This window comes from Desulfobulbaceae bacterium, from assembly GCA_013792005.1.
Classification (GTDB): Bacteria; Desulfobacterota; Desulfobulbia; order Desulfobulbales; family VMSU01; genus VMSU01.
In genome coordinates this window covers 17,110-40,572 of the sequence record VMSU01000049.1, presented here as the reverse complement: position 1 = coordinate 40,572, position 23,463 = coordinate 17,110, and the positions used below count along the sequence as shown (strand labels likewise).

23 protein-coding genes are annotated in these 23,463 nt (G+C 50.3%); 18 read left to right on the top strand and 5 right to left on the bottom strand.

The annotated features are described in order from the left end of the window. From FP815_02980 to FP815_02920, 13 genes are all read left to right on the top strand, one after another. Positions 1–1,613, top strand: a 1,613-nt coding sequence (locus FP815_02980; GenBank protein MBA3013899.1) for an AAA family ATPase, incomplete at its 5' end; no start/stop codon positions are given. Positions 1,614–1,717: 104 nt separating this feature from the next. Then, entirely contained in the window at positions 1,718–1,972 is a 255-nt protein-coding gene (locus tag FP815_02975; GenBank protein ID MBA3013898.1) for a hypothetical protein, read from the top strand. An 81-nt stretch (positions 1,973–2,053) separates the two neighbouring features. Continuing rightward, the gene (locus FP815_02970; protein ID MBA3013897.1) at positions 2,054–2,905 is read left to right on the top strand and encodes a DNA-binding protein; all 852 of its coding nucleotides are present in this window, start codon (positions 2,054–2,056) and stop codon (positions 2,903–2,905) included. Positions 2,906–3,035: 130 nt separating this feature from the next. Next, positions 3,036–3,956: a 2-dehydropantoate 2-reductase gene (locus tag FP815_02965; GenBank protein ID MBA3013896.1), complete on the top strand. Its 921-nt coding sequence runs from the start codon at positions 3,036–3,038 to the stop codon at positions 3,954–3,956. 79 nt (positions 3,957–4,035) lie between these two features. Continuing rightward, positions 4,036–5,199, top strand: a complete 1,164-nt coding sequence (locus FP815_02960) for a methionine adenosyltransferase (protein MBA3013895.1) — start codon at positions 4,036–4,038, stop codon at positions 5,197–5,199. A 28-nt stretch (positions 5,200–5,227) separates the two neighbouring features. Beyond that, on the top strand, positions 5,228–6,529 hold the full coding sequence (locus tag FP815_02955; GenBank protein ID MBA3013894.1) for an adenosylhomocysteinase: 1,302 nt from the start codon (positions 5,228–5,230) through the stop codon (positions 6,527–6,529). Between the two features lie 25 nt (positions 6,530–6,554). Further along, on the top strand, positions 6,555–7,592 hold the full coding sequence (locus FP815_02950; protein MBA3013893.1) for a hypothetical protein: 1,038 nt from the start codon (positions 6,555–6,557) through the stop codon (positions 7,590–7,592). A 333-nt stretch (positions 7,593–7,925) separates the two neighbouring features. Continuing rightward, on the top strand, positions 7,926–8,114 hold the full coding sequence (locus FP815_02945) for a 4-oxalocrotonate tautomerase family protein (GenBank protein MBA3013892.1): 189 nt from the start codon (positions 7,926–7,928) through the stop codon (positions 8,112–8,114). 51 nt (positions 8,115–8,165) lie between these two features. Beyond that, entirely contained in the window at positions 8,166–10,205 is a 2,040-nt protein-coding gene (ligA, locus tag FP815_02940) for an NAD-dependent DNA ligase LigA (GenBank protein MBA3013891.1), read from the top strand. Between the two features lie 3 nt (positions 10,206–10,208). Continuing rightward, positions 10,209–10,487, top strand: a complete 279-nt coding sequence (locus FP815_02935; GenBank protein ID MBA3013890.1) for an acylphosphatase — start codon at positions 10,209–10,211, stop codon at positions 10,485–10,487. A gap of 123 nt (positions 10,488–10,610) precedes the next feature. Continuing rightward, the gene (locus tag FP815_02930; GenBank protein MBA3013889.1) at positions 10,611–10,871 is read left to right on the top strand and encodes a hypothetical protein; all 261 of its coding nucleotides are present in this window, start codon (positions 10,611–10,613) and stop codon (positions 10,869–10,871) included. Positions 10,872–11,079: 208 nt separating this feature from the next. Beyond that, positions 11,080–11,448: a DUF4156 domain-containing protein gene (locus FP815_02925; protein ID MBA3013888.1), complete on the top strand. Its 369-nt coding sequence runs from the start codon at positions 11,080–11,082 to the stop codon at positions 11,446–11,448. A 441-nt stretch (positions 11,449–11,889) separates the two neighbouring features. Further along, entirely contained in the window at positions 11,890–13,986 is a 2,097-nt protein-coding gene (locus FP815_02920) for a glutamine synthetase type III (GenBank protein ID MBA3013887.1), read from the top strand. A 103-nt stretch (positions 13,987–14,089) separates the two neighbouring features. Here the strand turns inward: FP815_02920 and FP815_02915 are convergent, their stop codons facing one another. The 4 genes from FP815_02915 to gloB all read right to left on the bottom strand — a co-directional run bounded on the left by FP815_02915 (position 14,090) and on the right by gloB (position 16,712). Beyond that, complete coding sequence (locus tag FP815_02915) at positions 14,090–14,770, bottom strand: YkgJ family cysteine cluster protein (protein ID MBA3013886.1); 681 nt, start codon at positions 14,768–14,770, stop codon at positions 14,090–14,092. 190 nt (positions 14,771–14,960) lie between these two features. Next, positions 14,961–15,368 carry a hypothetical protein gene (locus tag FP815_02910; protein MBA3013885.1) on the bottom strand — a complete coding sequence of 136 codons (408 nt, stop codon included), beginning with the start codon at positions 15,366–15,368 and terminating at the stop codon, positions 14,961–14,963. Positions 15,369–15,410: 42 nt separating this feature from the next. Next, positions 15,411–15,950, bottom strand: coding sequence for a GNAT family N-acetyltransferase (locus FP815_02905; GenBank protein MBA3013884.1), 540 nt, complete (start codon positions 15,948–15,950; stop codon positions 15,411–15,413). Between the two features lie 12 nt (positions 15,951–15,962). Continuing rightward, positions 15,963–16,712, bottom strand: coding sequence for a hydroxyacylglutathione hydrolase (gene gloB / locus FP815_02900; GenBank protein MBA3013883.1), 750 nt, complete (start codon positions 16,710–16,712; stop codon positions 15,963–15,965). A 1,403-nt stretch (positions 16,713–18,115) separates the two neighbouring features. Between gloB and FP815_02895 the strand changes: the two genes are divergently transcribed. Further along, positions 18,116–18,574, top strand: coding sequence for a transposase (locus tag FP815_02895; GenBank protein MBA3013882.1), 459 nt, complete (start codon positions 18,116–18,118; stop codon positions 18,572–18,574). Here the strand turns inward: FP815_02895 and FP815_02890 are convergent. Then, the gene (locus FP815_02890) at positions 18,571–18,867 is read right to left on the bottom strand and encodes a hypothetical protein (protein ID MBA3013881.1); all 297 of its coding nucleotides are present in this window, start codon (positions 18,865–18,867) and stop codon (positions 18,571–18,573) included. The genes FP815_02895 and FP815_02890 overlap by 4 nt on opposite strands. A 151-nt stretch (positions 18,868–19,018) precedes the next feature. On the opposite strand from FP815_02890, the gene exbB reads away from it, so the two are divergent. From exbB to FP815_02870, 4 genes are all read left to right on the top strand, one after another. After that, positions 19,019–19,441: a TonB-system energizer ExbB gene (exbB, locus tag FP815_02885; GenBank protein ID MBA3013880.1), complete on the top strand. Its 423-nt coding sequence runs from the start codon at positions 19,019–19,021 to the stop codon at positions 19,439–19,441. After that, a complete protein-coding gene (locus FP815_02880) occupies positions 19,434–19,814 on the top strand; it encodes a biopolymer transporter ExbD (GenBank protein MBA3013879.1) in 381 nt (126 codons plus the stop codon). The genes exbB and FP815_02880 overlap by 8 nt, the downstream gene beginning before the upstream one ends. After that, positions 19,811–20,614, top strand: coding sequence for an energy transducer TonB (locus FP815_02875; GenBank protein ID MBA3013878.1), 804 nt, complete (start codon positions 19,811–19,813; stop codon positions 20,612–20,614). Before FP815_02880 ends, FP815_02875 begins: the two co-directional genes overlap by 4 nt. Positions 20,615–21,130: 516 nt before the next feature. Continuing rightward, the gene (locus tag FP815_02870; protein ID MBA3013877.1) at positions 21,131–23,422 is read left to right on the top strand and encodes a TonB-dependent receptor; all 2,292 of its coding nucleotides are present in this window, start codon (positions 21,131–21,133) and stop codon (positions 23,420–23,422) included. Positions 23,423–23,463: the final 41 nt, after the last annotated feature.

Genomic DNA, 23,463 nt, shown 5'->3' with positions numbered 1-23,463 from the left:
TGCTGGTGGGCGAGCCAGGGGTTGGTAAGACCGCTATCGCTGAGGGATTGGCGCTGCACATTTATCAAGGCAAGGTTCCGGGTTTGCTCAAGGATGTGATCGTCCGGCTCCTGGACATGGGTTCATTGCTGTCTGGCACCAAATATCGGGGAGATTTTGAGGAGCGGTTGAAGGGGGTGCTCAAGGAGGTCAAGGCAGCGGGGAATATCATTTTGTTTATTGATGAGATTCATACCATTGTCGGCGCGGGAGCCACCAGCGGCGGCAGCATGGACGCGTCAAATCTGCTGAAACCTTCACTCCAGGATGGCTCTTTGCGCTGCATCGGCTCGACTACCTATGAGGAGTACAAACACTATATTGAAAAGGATAGAGCTTTGTCCCGGCGTTTTCAGAAGGTCGATATCGAAGAACCGTCGGTGGTGGAAACCATTGCTATCCTGAAGGGGCTTAAGTCTCGCTATGAAGAGCATCATGGGGTCAAATACAGTGAACCGGCCTTGCAGGCTGCCGCAGAGTTGGCCAAGCGATATATCAATGAACGGTTTCTCCCGGACAAGGCCATTGATGTGGTTGATGAAGTAGGAGCGATTTACCGTTTAGAGGGAAAGGGCACGCGTCGGCGCCGATTGATTACCGGTCGGGACATTGAAATGGTGGTGTCTAAAATGGCCAACATTCCGGCGCTGACCGCATCAGTGTCCGATCAGGAGGCCTTGAAGAATCTGGACAGCGCGCTTAAGGGAAAAATATTTGGTCAGGACCAGGCTATTGAGGCAATGGTGACGGCTGTCAAGCGTTCCCGGGCTGGATTGAATGATCCGAGGCGACCGACTGCCGCCTTTGTTTTTACGGGACCGACCGGGGTTGGTAAAACCGAGGTCGGTCGTCAGTTGGCGGCGACGCTGACAGTTCATTTTGAGCGCATCGATATGAGTGAGTATATGGAAAAGCACGCGGTTGCTCGTTTGATCGGCGCACCTCCTGGCTATGTCGGTTTTGATCAAGGCGGGTTGCTCACCGATGCCATCCGCAAGCACCCCTATTGTGTGTTATTGCTTGATGAGATTGAAAAAGCTCATCCTGATGTGTTTAGTATTCTGCTGCAAGTCATGGATAACGCCACCCTTACCGATAATGCCGGACGGAGGGCAGATTTCCGAAATGTTATTCTGATCATGACCTCTAACGCCGGGGCACGAGAGATGGCTGGGCAAGCCATTGGATTTACGGGATCAAAGGCTGGTCGTGATCAAAAGGCGCTGCAGGATTTGTTTGCGCCGGAATTTCGCAACCGTCTGGACGGGATTATCAGTTTCCAGCCCTTGGCAGGGGGAGTGATTGAAAAAATTGTCGATAAATTAATTGGAGAGTTGCAGGACCAGCTTCTTGATAAGAAAATTACCATCACTTTATCGGATGCGGCGCGGTTATGGCTGGCGAATCAAGGGTACGATCCCGATTGCGGAGCCAGACCGTTGCGGAGGCTGATTATGAAAGAGATTGGTGATGTTTTGGCAGAGGAGATTTTGTTTGGTAGTCTTGGCAAGGGTGGCGTGTGTCGTGTCGGTATTAAAAACAAAAAGTTGACCTTTGCCTTTATCAAGAAATAGTGGTATAGAAAACTATTTTGCGTATATTTTGTGCGGTTTTTGGTGACGAAAGGGGTCTTGGCGGCATATTAGGTTCTTGGGGTTAGCTTGGGTGGAGAATGAGCATGAATAGGCTGTATTATGGTTTGATCTTGGCCGTATTGATGATGTACTTGCCCGCTTGCAGCGATAATCAGCAATCTGCAGAGGTGTCCGAGGGTAAACAGGAGACAGTGGTCGCTGTCCCTATGGCTCAGTCTGTGTTTGCTGTTCAGGAGGCGGTTTCCGGAGATTTGCCGACTGTTCCAGTTGAGCCGGGGCACGAGTCGATCCCTCCTGCGGATCAGCCTCTCTCTGCTGGTTCATCTGATGATAGGTAATGAAGGTCGAATGTGTCCCGCTGTTGTTGTTTGATGGCTATTTTAATGTACGCTTTTATTTTACTGTAAAGGAGATGTGTGATGAAGAAGATTTATAGTTGTTTGACCTGCTTTGCATTAACACTTGCTTTGACCGCTTGTGGCGATAATCAACAATCCTCGGACAAGGGGAAAGAGAAGGCAGCCACCACTGTGGAGGCCCCAGCTGGCCAGACTGCGGTAGCAACTCCAGAGGCAGCTCCTGCCGCCGCCGATGCCGCTGCGCCAGCAGTTGTGAAGGGCAAAGTGGCTGAAGTCATGGATGCAAGCGGCTACACGTATATTCGTCTTGATGATGGTTCAGGCACGGAAGTGTGGGCGGCTGCCCCCAAGACTGAGTTGACAATCGGAGAGGAGATTACTCTTCAAGGTGGCTCGGTGATGGAGAATTTCAGTAGCAAGACCCTTAATAAGACCTTTGAAAAGATTATTTTTGCCACAGGGGTTTCCAGGGGCGATGGACAAGAGGTCGCGGCAGGTGGCGCGGCAGAGAGCTTTGGCGATGCCGTGAAGAGTGGAGGTGCTGATGCGTCAGGAGGTAGCGTTGGCAACATCGTTGCTTTTTCTGACCTGAAGGTGGAAAAAGCGGCTGGCCCTGATGGACAGTCTGTTGCTGACTTGTATGAAAAGGCGGCGACCCTTGATAAAAAAAATGTCGCGGTTAAGGGGCAGGTTGTTAAGGTTTCCAAAAATATCATGGGCAAGAATTGGATTCATATCCAGGATGGAACCGGTGATCCTAACAAGAATACCCATGACCTGGTTGTGACCACCATGGAGACTGCTGAAAAAGGCGATATCGTAACGGTGGAAGGTCCAGCCGCCGCCGCCAAAGATTTTGGTTCAGGGTATAAGTATGATGTTATTATTGAGGATGCCAAAGTAACCAAATAAGTTGGCAGTTGATTGGACCTCCCCTGTTGTGTGTGACGATGAATACTCCCTTGCTTCTGGTAGGGGAGTATTCGCGTTTAGTGTGATCTGTTGTAAGAAGTTGAACAAATTCCCTCATCGGGAGTAAAGAGTGAAAATCTGCGTGGTTGGTCCAGGAGCGCTGGGATGTTTTTTTAGCGCTACATTAGCCCGGGCTGGGCATCAGGTCTGGCTGGTGGATCATCGTTCGGAGCGTGCTCGGAGAATTGAAGCCCACGGGATTACACTCTATGATCGAAATGGTCAGGCTACAGTTGTGCCGGTACCGACCATAGCTGATCCTGCTCAGGCCGCTCCGGTGGAGTTGGCGTTGCTATGTGTTAAATCTGATTCAGCGGCGGGAGCCGCCCGCTCTCTTGCTCCAGCTCTCGCCCGGGATGGATTGCTCATAGCCATGCAAAATGGAATTGCTCATCATCGCGAGCTATCGAACTTAGCTGTCAACTGGGCATTAGGAGTTACGGCTCAAGGTGCGCATCTGTTGGGAGAGGGGGTTGTTAGGCACGGGGGAGACGGGCCGACCTTCCTGGGATCTCTTTCACCAGTTGCGGTGGAGGTCGGGTCACGGCTCAATAAGGTGGCAGAACTGTTGACCCGGGCTGGAATTGATACTGAGGTTGTGGACGATATTCTGGCTGCGGCGTGGAATAAGTTGATTATCAACGTTGGGATAAACGCTCTCACCGTAGTTGAAGATTGTACTAACGGTGAGTTGCTGTCTCGCCCCCAGGCCTTGGTCACCATGAAAGCGGCAGTGCATGAAGCGGTTCTGGTCGCCTCAGCCCTTGGCATCGCAGTTTTTGATAATCCTGAGGAACGAGTCCTTGTCGTTTGTCGGGACACAAGGGCCAATGTTTCATCCATGCTTCAGGATATCCGGGCAGGCCGGCATACGGAGGTGGATGCCATTAATGGAGAAATTGTCCGCTTGGCAGAGCGTCTTGGTATTTCTGCATCGACTAACGGCGCATTGGTGGCTGCGGTCAAAGATCGTGAGTTTGTTCAGGCCTGATGCTCGGCCTGTTTACTTTAAAGAAACTATAATTAATATTAACTGATGGATTTTATTTAATATTTTACACGGAGGAATCATGCCGAATTATCTTTTTACCTCAGAATCGGTTTCAGAGGGGCACCCGGATAAGGTTGCCGATCAGATTTCTGATGCTATTTTGGACAGTATTCTTACGCAGGACATTAAGGCTCGTGTTGCATGCGAGACCATGGTGACCACTGGTATGGCATTAATTGCTGGCGAAATTACTACTTCGGCCTGGGTTGATATGCCTCAGATCGTCCGGGACACCATCAAGGAGATTGGTTATAACTCCTCTGACATGGGCTTTGACTATCGGTCCTGCGCGGTTCTTACCAGCATCGATAAGCAATCGCCTGATATTGCCCAAGGAGTTGACGAGGGTCGTGGTCTGGATCTGGACCAGGGGGCTGGTGATCAGGGGTTGATGTTTGGCTATGCCTCAAACGAAACAGAAGTTCTCATGCCCATGACAATTTATCTGGCGCATCGGTTGATGAAACGTCAGTCTGAGGTCCGAAAAGCAGGGCGTCTGCCCTGGCTGAGGCCGGATGCCAAGAGCCAGGTCACCATCGAGTATGATGGTCGAACCCCTAAGAGGATCGAGGCCGTGGTTCTCTCTTCCCAGCACTCTCCGGAAGTGGATTATGAAGATCTCAAAGAGGGGATCATGGAGGAGATCATTAAACCGATCTTGCCGGCAGAGATGCTGGACAGTAACACCAAATACTTCATCAATCCGACCGGGCGTTTCGTCATTGGCGGTCCGGTGGGGGATTGCGGAGTAACCGGTCGTAAGATCATCGTTGATACTTATGGTGGGCGAGGCTCTCATGGCGGCGGAGCCTTTTCAGGCAAAGATCCATCTAAGGTTGATCGGTCATCCGCTTATATGGGGCGTTATGTCGCCAAGAACATAGTTGCCGCCGGGCTGGCTGACGAGGTGGAAGTACAGATCGCGTATGCCATCGGTATCTCGAATCCAGTATCAATTAATGTTAACAGCTTTGGTTCTGGTAAGATTGACGATCAGCAGATTAAGGCCTTAATCCTGCGTCACTTCGATCTTAGACCCAAGGCGATCATTCAGCATCTTGACCTGTTGCGACCGATCTATAAGAAGACTGCCGCGTATGGGCATTTCGGCCGAGAACGCGTCGAATTCACCTGGGAGCGGACCGATAAGGCGGCAATCCTGAAACAGGATGCCGGTCTTTAATTTACGATAATTAATCAAGGGAAAAATCATGACAGTTTTAAAGAACGGCGACTATAAAGTTGCTGATATGGGATTGGCGGGATGGGGCCGCAAGGAAGTTGCGATTGCCGAAAAAGAGATGCCAGGTCTGATGGCAACCCGGGAAGAGTATGCCGGAAAGAAGCCTCTGGCAGGCGCTAGAATTGCCGGATGCCTGCACATGACCATCCAGACGGCGGTGTTGATGGAGACACTGGTGGACCTGGGAGCCGAGTTGCGCTGGTCTTCATGTAATATTTTTTCAACCCAGGACCATGCGGCCGCGGCCATGGTGGCTGCTGGGATTCCTACCTTCGCCTGGAAGGGTGAAAATGAGGATGAATTTAATTGGTGCATCAAGCAGACTATTGAGGGTCCTGATGGATGGTGTCCCAATATGATCCTTGACGATGGCGGTGATCTCACCAAGATGATGCATGAAGATTACCCCGAGTTGATGAAGAACGTTAAGGGAATCAGTGAAGAGACAACAACCGGGGTGATGCGCTTAAACGAGATGATGCGCGCTGGCACATTGAAGGCCCCGTCCTTCAATGTCAACGATTCAGTAACCAAGTCAAAGTTTGATAATCTGTATGGGTGCCGTGAGTCCCTTATTGACGGAATCAAACGCGCGACCGATGTTATGGTGGCCGGCAAGGTCACGGTGGTTGTGGGATATGGTGATGTGGGCAAGGGGTGCGCTGCAGCTCTTCGCGGAATGGGCGCTTCGGTGCTGGTCTGTGAAATAGATCCGATCTGTGCCCTGCAGGCCGCCATGGAGGGATACCGGGTGGTGACCATGGAGGAGGCTGCGCCGTGCGGCAATATCTTTGTTACCTGTACCGGTAATGTTCGGGTTATCACCCGGTCGCACATGGATATGATGCCGGATGAGGCGATTGTCTGTAATATCGGTCATTTTGATAGCGAAATCGATATCGCTTCCATCCGTAATCTGACGTGGGAAAATATTAAGCCCCAGGTTGATCATGTTATATTTCCCGATGGGAAGCGGTTGATCGTGCTTGCCGAGGGCCGGTTGGTTAATCTTGGCTGTGCCACGGGGCACCCCAGTTTTGTAATGAGCAACTCGTTTACCAATCAGGTCATGGCGCAAGTTGAGCTGTGGCAGAATCATGCTCAGTATGAAAATAAGGTCTATTTTTTGCCCAAGATACTTGATGAAAAGGTGGCTCGGCTGCATCTTGCCAAGATTGGCGTTAAATTGACCACCTTGACCAAGGAGCAGGCTGAGTACCTTGGAGTGGACGTCTCCGGGCCGTTTAAGCCAGAGTACTATCGATATTAATACGAACTTTGGGTCGATACAGGATATGCAACGTTTGTTAGTTTTGTGGATAATAGCCGGGGGATTTTTTGTGCCAGGAACGGCAATAGCCTTTATTCAAGGTGATTTGGACCGGCTGTTAACAACAAATGAGTGTCCGGCGTGTGATCTGAGCGGAGCCCTATTGGTTGGAAAGGATTTGGCTAAAGCCAAATTGGTTGGAGCAAATCTCAAGGGAGCAGATTTGACCAAGGCCTCTTTGCGGATGGCCGATTTGGCAGGGGCGGACCTTTCCCTGGCCACGCTCTCTGGAGCGGTGTTCGATGCGGCAGATCTTTTCCAGGCCGATTTGAGTGGCGCGAAGGTTGATGGCGCCCGGTTTGACGGGGCGTATCTTGCTGAGTCAAAGCTGGACGGGGACACTAAAACGCTTCTGGCCGGGGCAGCTGCACATCAGCTTTCTCAGGTGGTAGCAGAAGAAAAAGAAGTGTTGCCAGAAAAATCATCAGAGAGCAGTGGGCTTCCTCTTGCAAGCGAGACTGCGGCGCCTGCTGCAGGAGAGGCTTCATTGGTGGCGGAGACGCCGCCAATGGCTTCTGAAGAGGGGGCTGCTGGTCCTGCTCAACTTGATCCTCCCCCTGATGAAGCGTCGGCTGTCCAGAATCCCGTTGCTGCCCTGGCCGCAGCTCCGGAAATTACTGTAACTGAAGCAGCAACGGTGACTGAGCCAACACAGCAGGTGGAGGATTTGGTCAAGCAGGCGAAAAAATCGGGGTTTTGCATCGAATGCAATTTTTCCGGGGCTCTGCTGAACAATGTGTCCATGAAGGGTTTGAACTTGGCGCGGGCTAATTTTACAGGGGCTCAACTGGCTGACGGTAATTTTAAGGAGGCAGACCTCAAGGGGGCGATTTTTCGAGGCGCCAATCTGAAGGGCGCGATTTTTAACGGGGCTGATTTGTATCTTGCCGATTTTAGTGGAGCAGATCTGTCAGATGCCGATTTCCGCGGGGCTATCCTGGGTGGTGAGGTCTTAAGTGATGCCACTTTGACCGGGGCACGTTTCGACGAACCAAAAAAATAGCGTAACTGTCCAGTAGTGCCACATCTGCGTTGTTATCGGCCTGCTCATGTGCGAAAAGCACACATCGAAGGCCGATGCCCAGCATCTGCGGCACTGCTGAACATTTACGGTTCTGGGCTTCGGCATCTTTCTGGGTCAGAAGGTGGATAGTCACAAAATAGCAATCATATATAACTCAGAGTGAGGGACTGCAGTTGACAGTTATTGGTCAATGAGCCCTGTCGAGGGTTGATCTCTCCCTGAGAATTTATCTCTTGTTCGATGGTTCAAGATTGCTCATGAACCTTTCACTCGTCAACCTGAGCACAATAACTCTAAAGAAGGGAGGCTGTTATGCCGTATGTTAGTATTCGAGTGGCCGGGACACTTGATAAAAAGCAAAAAGAAGAGATTTGCAGCGGGGTGACGGAGGTTATTGCCAAGGCAGCTGGAAAACCAAAAAGCTCTATTCTTATTTTTATCGATGAAGTTCCCCACGAAAATATCTCGTCTGGCGGGGCATTGTTGTCTGAGCGTCGTTGAGGGATATTCGTCTTCTCTTCACGGGTGTTGTTCCCTCATGATATAGCCTACATGTCTGCAACAGCGAAAGAGCTAGCCCGCCAGCGGTTGGCGTTATTAAGGCAACAGCTTAACTACCATGCCTATCAATATTATGTCCTTGATGATCCTGAAATCGCAGATAGTGAGTATGATGCCTATTTTCAGGACCTTTTAAGCATTGAGGAACAGTATCCCGATCTGATCACCCCTGACTCGCCCAGTCAACGGGTGGGCGCCCCTCCTCTTGCTCAATTCCAGCAGGTCCCTCACCGGATACCTATGCTTAGCCTTGAAAACGCCTTTAACGCCGCAGATGTGGCTGCTTTTGAAGAGCGTATTCTGCGGTATTTGAAAAGTTCCGAGCCATTGATCTATGTGGCCGAACCTAAGCTTGACGGCTTGGCAGTTGAGTTAGTCTATCAGGATGGCGTGTTGGTGATTGGTTCCACCCGGGGGGATGGTGAGGTTGGAGAGGATATAACCTTAAATCTCAAAACTATTCCTTCTATTCCTCTTCGGTTGCGGGCAGCTTCTCCGCCAGCGCTGCTCGAGGTGAGGGGTGAGGTTTTTTTGCCGATTGCCGGGTTCGAGGCCTTGAATGCTCAGCGTCAAGCCGCTGGAGAATCCCTTTTTGCCAACCCCCGAAATGCTGCTGCCGGATCTTTGCGCCAATTGAACCCTCAGATTGCTTCGTCTCGTCCCCTTGATTTTTTTTGTTACGGGGTAGCAGATCCCACCCAAACACCATGTCTGGGGCAATCTGAATTGTTGGACTACCTTCGCTCCTTGGGTTTCAAGATCAATCCTCACCGAATTTCCTGCCCGGGAATCGCTGCGGTGGTGACCTCATTTGAATCTCTCGCCTCTTTGCGCCAAAATTTGCCCTATGATATTGACGGGATGGTGGTTAAAGTCGATTCTTTCAACTTGCAACAACGTCTGGGCAATAAGGCACGTTCTCCTCGTTGGGCGATTGCCTGGAAGTTCGAGGCCACCCAGGTAACAACCCGTCTCCAAGATATCGAATTTGCAGTAGGCCGCACCGGTGCGGTAACGCCCATCGCCATACTTGAACCGGTCCATGTGGGCGGGGTGGTGGTCAGTCGCGCCACCTTGCACAATGAGGGAGAGATCCGCCGCAAGGATCTTCGCCTGGGGGATATGGTCCTGGTTCAGCGGGCCGGCGATGTGATCCCAGAAGTTGTCAGGTCGATTGCGGAGCAGCGCACAGGCAATGAACGGGCAATTGAGATGCCTTTGCAATGTCCGAGCTGTGATCATGAGTTGGTGCGATTGCCCGGGGAGGCCGTTGCTCGATGTCCAAGCACACTGTGTCCTGCCCAGCGAGTCAGAGCGCTGAGGCACTATGTGGGCAAGGCTGGACTTGATATTGATGGCCTGGGTGGGAAAGCGGTTGAGCAACTGTATGAGCATGGCTTGGTGCGTGACATTCCAGATCTCTATGCGCTGACTGCCGCAGATTTGGTTCAATTGGAGGGTTGGGCGGAAAAATCGGCAGAGAAGGCAGTTTCGGCCATTAATGCCAGCCTGCTCGTGGGGTTGTCTCGATTTTTATCGGCATTGGGAATTCGTTTTGTGGGAGAAGTGACCGCACACGTGTTGGCCAGCCGTTTTGGTTCGTTGGCAGCGATTAGGGGCGCGCGGCTTGAGGATCTGCTCGATATTGAGGGGGTGGGGGAGCAGTCTGCCAAGAGTCTGGTTCAGTACTTTATCGATCCTCGTGTTGATGCCATGTTGAATCGATTACAGGGATACGGTTTAATTCTTCATGTTGACACCCAGGAACCAGCTGCCTTGACCGGAGCGGTTTTTGTCTTTACCGGCACTTTGGTCACTTTTTCCAGGGATGAGGCCAAGAGCCGAGTGAAGGCCCTGGGAGCTCAAGTGGTCTCTTCGGTGGGTAAAAAGGTCACTCATGTGGTGTGCGGGGAGGGCTCGGGCAGCAAGCGAAAAAAGGCCGCAGAGTTAGGTCTGCGGATTGTCGAGGAGAAAGAGTTTTTGGGCATGCTCCAGGTGTCGTCGGTAGAGACCAAGATAGAGGAGGTATGATTCATGGCCATGGTTCGAATCCAGGCTATCGTAAGAGGCCGGGTGCAAGGGGTATTATTTCGAGATTATACAGTGAAAGAGGCAGGCCGGTTTGGTTTGAGCGGCTGGGTGCGGAATCGAGAGGATGGCACGGTGGAGACCGAGTTCCAGGGGGACGCCGAGGAGGTTGCGCTTATGGTGAACTGGCTGCGCCAGGGGTCTCCTCTGTCTCAGGTCACCGGGGTTGACACGGCTTCGGCCAAGGTGAACCCTGAGGAGTCCGGGTTTATGGTCAGATATTGACAAGACTTAGACTCGGTCTTAGATTGGCGCTCTTCTGCCGCCTGCAGCGGGAGAGATACTATAAACCTTACAATATTGGCACCTACCCAGCACGGGATGTGTAACTCGATACAGATCCGTGCGATGTGTCCAAGTGAAGAAAGAAGACTTATGAACCAGACGACATCTCTTCGGATTGTCTGCCCTGAGTGTGGCAACGATACCGATTTTTTTGAAGTTGCCGATGGGGTGGTGATTACTACCCAGTACTTACAAAATACCGATTGTAGTTTTACTCAGGATGGTGACGAATCTCAGGTTTTGGGAGAGATCAAGTTTTTCTGTGGTGAGTGCAATGCGAATTTGTCGCACTTTCACCACCGGTTTTTAGAGATGTTGTTTTGACATGTTGCTATGGCAAGTATGACAATCTCGCAAAAAGTCTGGGGATGGCTAAGCAAAAGGTTCGATATACAAGGCGCGGGGTGTGTTCTGTGAGTGAGGCCATACATATGGTATGCCGAACGAGCAAAACCGCCACGCAACGCAGTAGATCGGATTTTTTGCGACGCCATCAAGTATAGGTGTCTTTATCTCCCGGACAGAAACGATCATGTCCTGTGTGGAAGATACGGGAAATTTTTTTAAGGAGAGAGTCGTTATGTGGAAATTAACAACTGTATCAGCTGTAATCCTCTTGGCAGTGAGTAGCTGCACCTGGGTTAAATTGAGCCACAACGGAGATAATGTGCGGGTGGTGGCAACATCTGAAGTGCAGGGATGTAAAAGTATCGGCCAGACAAAGGTCTCAGTGAGAGACACCTTTGTCGGCGATCTTAAGCGTGATGAAGGAAAGGTGGCGCGCGAGTTGATGACCCTTGGCCGAAACAGCGCGGCCGAGATGGGGGGAGATACTCTGACGGTCGCTTCTGAAGTTATTAATGGAGAGCGATCGTTCAGTGTTTACAAGTGTATGCCGTAATTATTTGTTATGAAAAGCGGTAACTGTATGGCGGGATTTCTTCCGGTCAGCCCGCTTTTTGTCTGAACACAGGTCGTGACAGGGTGTCGCTCAAAGAGGAACAGCACCGCTTGTGTGGCGATATTTATTACGGCGTTGTAAATATTTTCTTTCGCGATGCACGATAATGTGATAAAAAGATCACATTTGCTAATGTTGACAGTCTCGCAAAAAGATAGCCGATGGCTAAGAAAGAGGGCCGATATACAAGGTGCGGGGTGCGTTTTGCGAGTGAGGACGTACATATGGTATGCCGAATGAGTAAAACCTCTACGCAACGCAGTAGATCGGATTTTTTGCGACGCCATCAATGTTCATTGTGGAAAAGTGTGCTGTGCTCAGGAACCAAAAAACGAGGAGAATACTTAGATGGGTAAGTGCGGATGTAAAAATAACGATATGATGGCTCAGTCGCTTCCAACTTTATTTGGGAGCAATGTCTTTAATTTCAGGGCAATGAAGGAACGCCTGCCAAAAGAGACCTATAAGGCGTTGCGTCAGACTATAGATATGGGAACTTCCCTGCAGCCCGAGGTGGCTGCGGTGGTAGCCAATGCCATGAAGGATTGGGCGATTGAAAAGGGTGCCTCCCACTATACCCATTGGTTTCAGCCGCTGACCGGCATCACCGCCGAGAAGCATGATTCTTTTATTTCGCCGACCAGCGATGGTGGTGTGATCATGGAGTTCTCTGGCAAGCAGCTTATCCAGGGCGAGCCGGATGCCTCATCTTTTCCCAGTGGAGGACTGCGCGCTACTTTTGAAGCCCGGGGATATACCGCCTGGGACTGTACTTCACCGGCCTTCCTCAAGGAGGACGAAGTTGGCGATGTCACTTTGTGCATCCCCACGGCTTTTTGTTCCTACACGGGTCAAGCCCTAGATAAAAAAACTCCCCTGCTTCGTGCCATGGAGGCAGTTTCCAAGCAGGCATTGCGTGTACTGCAGGCCATGGGTAACACCACGTCCGTCAGGGTAACTTCAACGGTTGGGGCTGAGCAGGAGTATTTTCTTATTGATCAGGATCTTCTCGCTGAGCGCTTGGATCTGCTTTCTTGTGGTCGGACTTTATTCGGCGCTCCTGCTCCGAAGGGTCAGGAGCTGGAAGACCAGTACTTCGGCGCCATCAAGGATCGGGTTTCAGCCTATATTAAGGATCTGGATATAGAGCTGTGGAAAATGGGGATCGCCTCAAAAACCAAGCACAATGAGGTTGCCCCTGGCCAGTTTGAAATGGCTCCGGTATTTGCAACCACCAATATCGCCACCGACCACAATCAGTTGGTCATGGAGACTATGCAGAAGATGGCCCTCCGCCATGGCATGGTCTGCCTGCTTCATGAGAAGCCCTTTGCTGGAGTCAATGGTTCTGGTAAGCACAATAACTGGTCATTGAGCACTGATGATGGCATTAATCTTCTTGAGCCAGGAAGTACTCCGGCTGATAACGCTCAGTTCTTGGTCTTTGTCTGTGCCATGCTTAGGGCGGTGGATACTCATGCTGACATCCTTCGCGGCACCTGCGGGAGTGCGGGAAATGATCATCGGTTGGGCGCCAACGAGGCTCCCCCTGCCATCATCTCTGTCTTTTTGGGTGATGAACTTTATGACGTTTTTGATAGGGTCGCTAAGGGAGAAAAAAACTGCAAAGGCGGAATCTGTAAGTCCCTTAATATCGGTGTTGATTCCTTGCCGGAGTTGCCGAAGGACAACACTGACCGTAACCGGACCTCGCCCTTTGCTTTTACCGGCAATAAGTTTGAATTTCGGATGGTCGGTTCGTCTCAGTCCATAGCTGGACCCAATGTTGCGCTCAATACCATTGCCGCCGAGGCCTTGGATGAAATCGCTACCCGCTTGGAGAAGGCCAAGGATGTTAATGCCGAGATTGTGGCTTTTCTTAAGGAGACCCTTGAGAAGCATGGTCGAATCGTATTTAACGGCAATAACTATTCAGAGGACTGGGCGAGCGAAGCAGAGAAGCGCAAATTGCCCAATGTCAAGACCGCAATCGATGCCTTTAAGGCCTTTATTACCCCCAAGGCTATAAAAATGTTTGGGGCGTATAAGGTATTGAGCAAAGAGGAGTTGCACTCCCGTTATGACATTTATGTCGAGCAGTACGCCAAGCAAATCAATATCGAAGCTCAAACTTCTATTCAAATGGTCAAGCGGTTGTATATCCCGTCGGTAATTACTTTTATGACCGAATTGGGCAATTCGATCAATGTGACCGGGAAATACTCTTCTGTGCAGAAGGATCTCCTGGCCCAGGCCGGGGCACTACTTGAGTCAGCCGCAAAAAACGTGGTGAAGCTTGAGGATGAGACCAACAAGGCCAAGGCCATTGATAAGGTTGACAAGCAGGCTGCGGCTTATCGCGATAAGGTGGCAGTTGTCATGTCCAAACTGCGTGCCGATATCGATGCCCTTGAAGCCATCACCCCTGCCGATCTTTGGCCGGTGCCGACCTATAGCGATCTGTTGTTCACGCTGTAATTGCAGCGATCGGTTTCAAGTACCAAGAAAGGGGAGGCGAAAGCCTCCCCTTTCTTGGTTTAACGGGGCCTGGTGGCGGTAATCGTTTGCTACGTGGTGCCTGTTAGCTCAAGGTGTCTGTACCGGTAACGCTGAGAGATGCCGGGGTATAGCCGGTTCGCTCCCGGACCTTGACGAGGAATCGGTTGATCAGGGGGCGTTCCTGCGGCACAACCAGGAGTCCGGGTAAGGGTTGGGTCGGGAGCAAACGTTCCTGGGCTGCCATACTTGCGGTTTCCTCGTTTGTGGCGTCGAGAAAGGAGAGGACATCGGCTAAGTTGCCCCACCATCCGCCGCGATCCAGGTCTTCCAGGAGTTGGTTGGTCACAATGGCCAGAGTAATGAGCCAATCCGGCGCCTCGGCTACCTCCGATTGGGCGCATATGACCGTGGAATTGAAGCTCCGGCAGGCAAAAGGACGTACGGGGTAGATGGTGCAGAGGTTGTCTTGAAGGAAAAAGCAAGGCTCAAACAACCAGGGCGCCTCTGCCTCCGGTTCAAACTCTTTGCCGGAGAGATAGAGGCTGGCCAGTCCATTACCGGTCAGGGTAGGACGCAGTAACACCTGGTCTCTGGGCAGGTCCGGCAGGCCTTTGCCGGTCTTGTGCAGAAAATCGACAATCAACCGCCCTTCGGCGGTGGTCAGATTGACACTCCTGGTACAGCAGGTGGAGCATCCCGACCGGCAGGCAAAATCAATACCTGCCGATTCCTCGACGAAGATGGTATAAATGTCTGATATCATTCGTAGGTTCTTCCTTGTTTTGTAAACGTTCAGCAGCACCGCATCTGCTTTGTCATCGGCCTGGTTCGCCTACCATATGTATAGCGTACAGGCCTCTTTCATGTATCTGCAGCACTGTGAACGTTTACAGTTCCGGGGTTACCTGTAGTTTTGGTACCCTTGGTGAACTGTTACCTTGATTTTATCGGTCTCAGCGGCCGATTTTCGTATCCTTTGTTTTCATGCAGGTATTGTTGAAATCGTCAAACTTTTCGCAGGTGGTTCGTACAAAGGATTGCTGGGGTGGGTAGAAGGTGCATTTTGTCTGGTAAAGGCAGGTGTTGTTGAACTTATCCCAGAACTGGCACTCTTCAACGCATTCGAGATCTCTATACATATGGGTCTTTTTTTCAAACAGGCACTTGGCATTAAAATCGTCCCAGTGCTGGCAGTCGTTAAGGATCATGGGGAGACCTGTTGACGATGATTGCCCGCAGGTGACGGTGAGGTCTCCCTGGCGGTATGTTTCTCCCGCTTCGAGGAGCACCTCTTTTGCTCCGGCATTCCCTACCCCAAATACCACTATGGCGATGAAACATATCAGTCTATGCGTGCTCATGATTGGACTCCTTGTTGTGTTGGTTAACTAGAGGGGTGCGGGTTACGGCGCATCACGAACCGATACCGGTATGGTGATCGTCTTAACCAGCCGGAAGTCGTCCATGACAAAACCTTCGCCGATGCCCTGACGGGTCGGCCCTGCATTTCTGAACCCCATCCGTGCGTACCAAGCAATCGCGTCGAGACCGTACTTGTTAACTGACAACCATATCTGATTGATTCCCCGCTGAAAATATAAGTCTTCCACAAAATATAAGGTCTGTTTTTCTAGGCCAAGGCCGCGCGCTGACTTCAAGATATAGATCTTGCTTAACATCAGGGTTGGTCCGGTTCTGTCTGGAACGATGGCTACATAGCCAAGGTCTTGTCCTTGATGAGAAACAAGGTAATACTCATATGTGTCGCTGAGTTGCGCAATAATTGAATGCGCGCTTTGAAATTTCGCTACCATGTAGTCAACTTGTTTTTGACCGATGATGGGGACGTAATGTTCCTGCCAAATTTCGTGGGCGAGGCGTACGACGGCGGCTACTTGTTCTTCTGAGTGAACGAACTGGAAATGGTTCATCGTATTCTTCATGGACAATTGGTTTTAGCTGTCAATTTCGGCTATTATTTTAAATAGTTCCATGTCGGTAGTGGTGCGGTGTTTTTGTCTCCAGTGAGGATGATCCCAATGGAGGTAAATGTTGGTGAGGATTTCGTCAGATAATAAAAGAGGAACTGTTGGCCTCTGCTGCTGCCGAAGGTTATGGATGATCTGTAATCGGGTCTTGGTCTCCTCATTCCACGGTTCAACCCGTGAGGCGTTGGTAAGGTACATTAGGCTATACTCATGCGCACACCAAATTTTTGTTTCCGCCGGCAAGGATCTAATTTTTTTGAGCGCACTGAGCATGTCGGTGAGCGTCCCTTCAAAGATAGCCCCGCAGGTGCCGGCAAAAATAGTGTCTCCGGAAAAAAGATCATAACTGGCTGGAAAATGATATGCGATATGAGCACGGGTATGTGCATGAACATCAAGTACTTTACATTCTTGACCAAAAAGGATGAATTTTTCACCTGGCTTAACCACCCGGTTTTGATTTGGAATACGTCCTGAATCGCTTGCGCCGATCACTTCGACTTCTGGGAAGCGCTGCACGAGGGCGCGAATTCCGGCTGTGTGGTCTAGATGGTGATGGGTACACAAGATATGCGAGAGTTTTGCTGAATGGGCGCTTAGCCAGGAAAGGAGAGGTTTTGCTTCTCCGGGATCAACACAAAAAGCCTCGTTGGTTTTGGTGTTTAATGAGGCAAAGATATAGTTGTCGGTAAGAGATTCTATTATCGTAATATCCATAGAGATGGCGCCTCAAAGGTTTTTTGGTGATGAATCTCGTGTCAAGTGGGGGCAGATGGGAAGAGGGACCGATGGTCTTAGAGAGAGCGCCGTGTTATTGGCCCTCCGGTTTGTCGATGGTCTCACTTAAAGCGGCCACTTTTTTTTGCAGTTCCTCGCTCAGTTTTACCTTTCCCTCAAGAACGCAGCCACGACGCCCGGGGATGCATTCACCTTTGATTTTGGTGCAGCGGTCGGCGTTGATATCGAAATTTTTACAGTAGAAAGTCATTGTGTGTCGTCATCCTTGATGGTGAAAAATTTGTCAAACCTCATATAACTGTCGCACCAGGGTACCCCGTATGCCTGAAAACACTATTAATTCATTTTTTTCGAATTAACCAGGTACCTTCCCTTTTTTTGTGCTCATGGCGCAAAAGGATTTCGCTAATCATCTCGAATGTATTCATTACAATTCTGTGAAACACGGCTTGGCGACATCGCCTGCGGATTGGCCCCACTCCTCGTTCCATCACTATGTCGCCTAAGGTTTATATGCAGCGGATTGGGGGCAGGGGAGACAATGCAGTGTTGTCCGGTTAGAGAATTGCATTATAACAATCTGAAATATTTATCAAAAATAAGAAAAATGTCTTGATAAGGAGGCAAAAAACGGTTGGCGAAATTTCATAATTACTAACCATTCTATGGAGTTATGAAAAATGCTACGATCGATGCCAGTCAGAAAAAGCTACTCAACCGTTTCCTTCAGAAACCTTTGTCAACCACTAAACAATATCTTGTTTAGTGCTCCTCGCCTTGTCTCACGATGCAACAGGCCACTATAAATGGAATTCGAACACCAACTTAATGCATTCATCTTTTTCCACTTGGAAGAGCATACCTCCGGTCGCCATCTCATCCAGGTTTTGCAGGATGACGATTTCGCCAGAAGCGTCATAGCTCCGCCTGGTGGAATTAGCAAAAGCGCCTTCTTTGAAGCCATGAGAGAACGAGGGCTTGAACAGTTCCTTTTCGTCTTCAGGAACTTCAAAAAACCGTGGCTCAAATATTACCGCAACAATACGCTGAGCTTGGCCAACTGGTTGCTATTGATGGCTCGCTCATCGACTCTGTGCTTTCAATGGAATAGGCCTCCTATCGTGGCGGATCAAAAAAAGCAAAAATCCACATCGGTTTCGATGTTAACCGTTCGCTTCCAAAAGAATATTTCTCACCGACGGCAACGGTGGCGAGCGTCCCTTTGTCTCCAAAATCCTGAAGCCTGGCGAACCCGGTATCATGGATCGAGGGCATCAGAGCCACAAAGATTTTGATCTCTGGCAGGCAGAGGGAAAGCACTTCGTCTGCAGGATCAAAGGCAACACACCATCACAACCTGCCTGGAGAATTTCCAGCAGCCAGTGAACAGCTTCATCTTTTACGATGCCATGGTTCAACTAGGCCAATCGGGCATTAATCAGACCGAGAAACCACTGCGTCTTGTTGGCTATCGAGTTGATGGCAAGGAATATTGGATTGCCACTGACCGATTCGACCTGACAGCTGAGCAAATATCCCAAATATATAAGCTACGCTGGGATATTGAAAAGTTTTTCGCATGGTGGAAACGCCACCTGCGCGGCTACCATTTAATCTCCCGCAGTGAGCATGGCCTCAAGATTCAAATTCTTGCTGGCCTTATCACCTATCTGCTTCTGGCCATTTACTGCCACGAAGAGCACGGAGAATCGGTAAACATTAAAAGGGTACGTCAATTGCGAAGCAAGATCCTCAACGAAACCCGTGAAGCGGATTGTGGCCCATATGTTTCTGGCTTGAACGATAATACTCCGCCAAGAAATTTACCTGCAAGTCCTTAACCGGACAACACTGACTTTTTCCGGCTTTTTTCAAACCCTGATGTCCAAGCAAGCTTCCTGTTCACCGGATGATCTTCAGCCACCAGAATTCGAACCGGCCGATCTTTCCGTCCTACTTCGGCATGATGTCTGGTTAATACCGTGTCCGTTCCCTCTGGCAGTTTGATCCCTTGGGAAAGCAGATTAAGCAGTTCGTCTCGCCTGATGGGCTGGGTCAGATGGCCGACAGCTCTAAGTTTTCTGCGTGCCAGGACATCCCCCCTGAATCGGTGACGGGAGGAAATATTTTTCATTCAATGGTAGCACGATTATTATTTTAGTTTTATTTTATCTTGACTGTTGCTGTTTTAATCTTTATTAAGAGCACCTAATACTATTTCTAGTTACACTATATGGTGACCCGTGTCATTTGGGTGTTATTCAGCTTAAAAGGAGGTTGTGCTCATGGAATGGCTAAAAGAAACGATTGACTACGGTATCATCGGGTTATTGGTGATGATGAGTATCGCAGCGGTGGCTATCGGCATCGAACGGTTCTTGTTCTTCAAAAGGATATCCTTTGCTCAGTATTCGGATCGGAGGAATCTGGAACTCGATCTTTTCGCCAAGCTGCATCTCATTGCCAGTATTGGCATCAATGCCCCGTATATCGGCCTTTTGGGCACAGTACTCGGCATCATGCTCACCTTTTATAACATGGGCAAAAGCGGATTCATGGACACCAGCAAGATCATGATCGGCTTGGCCCTTGCCCTCAAAGTCACAGCAGTAGGCCTCTTGGTGGCCATCCCGGCGGTGATCATCTACAACTTGCTGTTACGGCAAGCAAAGGTGCTCCTTCTTAAGTGGGAGATCAAGCATGGATGACAAAGGCTTTACCAGCATCAACGTTATTCCCTTAGTCGATGTCATGCTCGTGCTCCTTACCATCGTGTTGACAACTTCGACCTTTATAGCCGTCGGCGCAATCCCGGTGGAACTTCCTAAGGCCATGAACTTTGCCGTCGAGCCACTGAAATCAATCACCATCGAAATCGACAGCAAGGGGGTCGTTTTTTTTGAAGCGAAACCCATTGATATTGGAGGCCTTGGCGCGGCACTAAGTCAGCTCACCAGAGAGACGCCAGTCCTGATCCGGGCTGACCGCAACGTAGCCCTGCAGAGTTTTGTCGAGGTGATGGATACCGTGAAGGGTTTGGGCTTTATCAAGGCCAGTCTGCAAACGGAGAAAAAATCATGACCAGAATCATAAACGGCCTAGGCTTGTCGCTCATGCTTCATGGTTTGATGCTGACCTCACTCATGAGCGTGGCTAATTTACCGGTACCATTACCGCCCCGTGCCATCGATTTTTTTATCCTGGCATCATCACCGTCGGAACTTCCTCCGATCATCGCCGAAGAACCTCTCCCCGCAGCACCTTCAGAACCAGACGTAATCACTGCCCCCCCACCACTGGAAGTGCCAGTACCCCCAGTTGAAAAGCAAATCACTGCCGTTGCACTATCCCCCCCCAAGAAGCCTGTGCCGACGGCCATCCAAAAGGTTGTTGAGCCAGAGCTCCAGCCTGTCGCCAAGATTCAGTCGGCCCAGGGCGTGGCAGATATTTCCAGCGAATCAAGTTCACAGGTAGCAGATACATCACCCAGCCCACCGATGGGCACTGTTCAAACCTCCGCCTCAACAGGGACTGGTAAACCGAGCGATGGTACGCTAGGTAATGCCTCCTCAGTCTCCGCTGGTCATATCGATATCCGGCAGCAGTACCTGACCATGGTGAGAGGCCGCATTGAAAGCCATAAAAATTACCCCATAATGGCCAGACGCCGTCAGATAGAAGGCCGGGTCGGCATCCGATTTGTGATTAGCCAGGAAGGAGAGGTGCGCAATGTCGAGATCGCCCAGTCTTCGGGATATGAGACCCTCGACCAAGCGGCACAGAAGGCGGTATTGGCAGCCTCGCCTTTTGCCAAGCCACCCGCCCCGACCTTCAATGAAGAGATACCCTTAGAACTCACCATCGTTTTTTCACTGACCTGAGTGCCCTGCGCCGGGTAGGTCAGGATTCGTAAGTGATCACGGGGCAGCGACTAGAAACTGCGCTCCACCTTGGAACTGTAAGCGATTGCAGGGTGCCCCAGATGCGCGAAAGGGGGCTGCGAGCTATACTTGATAATCTCGCAAAAAGTCACGGGATGGCTAAGCAGGTAAGCGAGGCTGCGAAGCAGATGGGGTATCCGGTGATCGCTTGCCAGGATTCTCCTTCAATAGCAAACGGATAAGGCGAATGGAAATGCAGAAAGAAACAACGTCCTCTTCTCTCATCTACTGTCAGAGGCATAGGGTTTAAACAGAGTGGCGGTACTAAAAGTAGGGAGGTGACGGGGGGAGATAAAGAAATTACATGGCATGAGAAGCAGGAAATTTAAGGCCGGGACAGGGTCATAACCTTTGGCGGAGAGACCCTGCCCCGATGGGAAACGCTGTAGCAATCAACGTCCCTTTTTTTACACTATCAGAAAAGAGGGTGTACAGAAACATGAAAGGAGGAGTTAGTTGAAGAAAAAAATTGTGAAAGAGATGTTTGGAAGCACACTTATTCTGCTTACGTTCTTTTCCCTAGCTTCAGCAGAAGGGGAGAATAAAGAGACAAAGCTTGACGATATAGTGGTAACCCCCACGGGAACGATTGTCGATGAAAGCATCTTCAAAGTGCCGGCTGTGGTGGAGACACTTACTGCCGAAGGAATTAAACGGATAAACACTGTAGATACGGCGGACGTGTTCAAATACATGCCGGGCTCCTATCTGCGAAAGTTATACACCGGGTCTACAAATAGCCCCCTGGTTATCCGGGCCAATAACTCAACCATGACTGCGAGAACTCAGGTCATTGCTGATGGTCTCAGTATAAGTGATTTTACCGCAGCCGGTAACAGCAATGCGCCGAAGTGGCAGATGGTTATGCCCGGCGAAATTGAAAGCGTGGACATGATCTATGGGCCTTTTTCTGCAGCGCTGAGCGGTAATTCCATGTCAGGGGCGGCTATTATCAGCACGCACATGCCGCAGAAGAGAGAAGCACAGGCAGATGTCACTTACACTTTCCAGAACTTCAGGGAATACAATTCCGATTCTGATCTTAACGGGTACACAGCAAATGCATACTACGGAGACAAGGTCGGGCCTTTGTCTCTCTCAATCTGGGCTGACCGCCTGCAAACGCAGGCTCAAGGAATCATGTATGCCACGGTATTGGCATCTTCAGGAGGGGCCGATACCGGAACAGCCGTAACCGGATGGGTGGCAGACCAGGATCCTCGAAATCAACCGAGATATATTTTGGGGGCTCAGGGGGTGCAGGACATAACAAACAACACGGCAAAGTTTAAGCTGGCCTATGACCTGACCCCCGAGTCGCAAATCCGTTTCACCTTGGGCTTTTGGGACAGCTTGCTGGCTCGCGATAGTCCAGAATCATATTTGTTGGATGCCAGTGGGAATCGCATATACTCGGGCAACGTTAACATCAATGGCAAGCAATTTACGTTAGCTCCAAATACCTTCGCCTATGCAGAAACGGAGAGGCAAGACGCACTTTCTGGTCTGACCTATATGTATAATTCGCCGAAGGGCATTAAAGTCTTTGCCGGAGTGAGTCTTTATACCAGCCCTGAGGATATTACCCGAACGTCGAGCGCCACCCCTCCCACTTCACAAAGCGGTGGCGCGGGCACGGTTACGGAGAACGACAATGGATGGAATACTGCCGATTTGAAAGGTTCATACGAGATCAAGGGGGCAGGCCTCCACACGGTGGGGGCAGGCTACCACCACGATCGGTATTACGTCGATTCTGACACCTGGAATGCAACAAATTGGAGCAGTGATTCGAAAACGACTTTAAGTATTGGCCAAAAAGGAACAACGCAGACCCACGCTGTCTTTATCGACGACACATGGGACATCAACAAGAAGTGGTCAGTCTATGCCGGAGCCCGGCAGGAATGGTGGGAGGGCAACGATGCATCAAAGTCGACCGATGCCGCCACAGGGCGTCTCACCAGTAGTATGCCTGATAAGAGCGACAGTGATATCTCGCCAAAGGTTTCAACAACATTTAAACCATCGGAGGACTGGAGATTGCGCATTTCTCTTGGTACAGCGACCAGATTTCCGACAGTAGGCGAACTCTATTTCGGAGGGATTACAAGTTCAGGGGTCATCAACAAGTCAAACCCAGACCTGAAGCCAGAAAAGGATTTTGCCAAGGATTTTACCATCACACGCCTATTGGGAGAAACAGGGGAAGCACGCCTGACTTTTTTCGAAGACTACGTGGATGATGCCATTTACAGCCAGACCAACACCTATACAAATATTACAAATTTTCAGAATGTGGATGAAGTGAGGACTCGGGGCATCGAGGTTGCGATCAATAAACGAAAACTCCTCATCGACGGGCTTGGAGCGTTTGCCAATCTCGCATTTTCTGATTCCGAGATATTGGCCAACGAGAATGTGCCAGGGAGTGTTGGCAAGGACTTCCCGCGCGTACCGCAATGGCGTGCCAAATGCGTTCTCGATTATGCGCCTTCCGATCGCTGGTTTGTCACATTAGCAGGCCACTACTCGGGAGAGCAGTTTGATAAGCTCGATAACAGCGACGACAACGGTGGCTATGGCGGGCTTGATGAATTCCTGGTTTTTGACACGAAGGTCTCCTTCTTTATCATGAAGGACATGACAGCATCCCTAGGGATAGATAACCTCACCGACGAACTGTATCATGTGTCACATCCTTACCCAAGGCGGACTTTTCTGGCCAACCTTAAGTACACTTTTTAAGGTAGCGGGATTTATTAATAACAAATAAGACTCCGGCAATA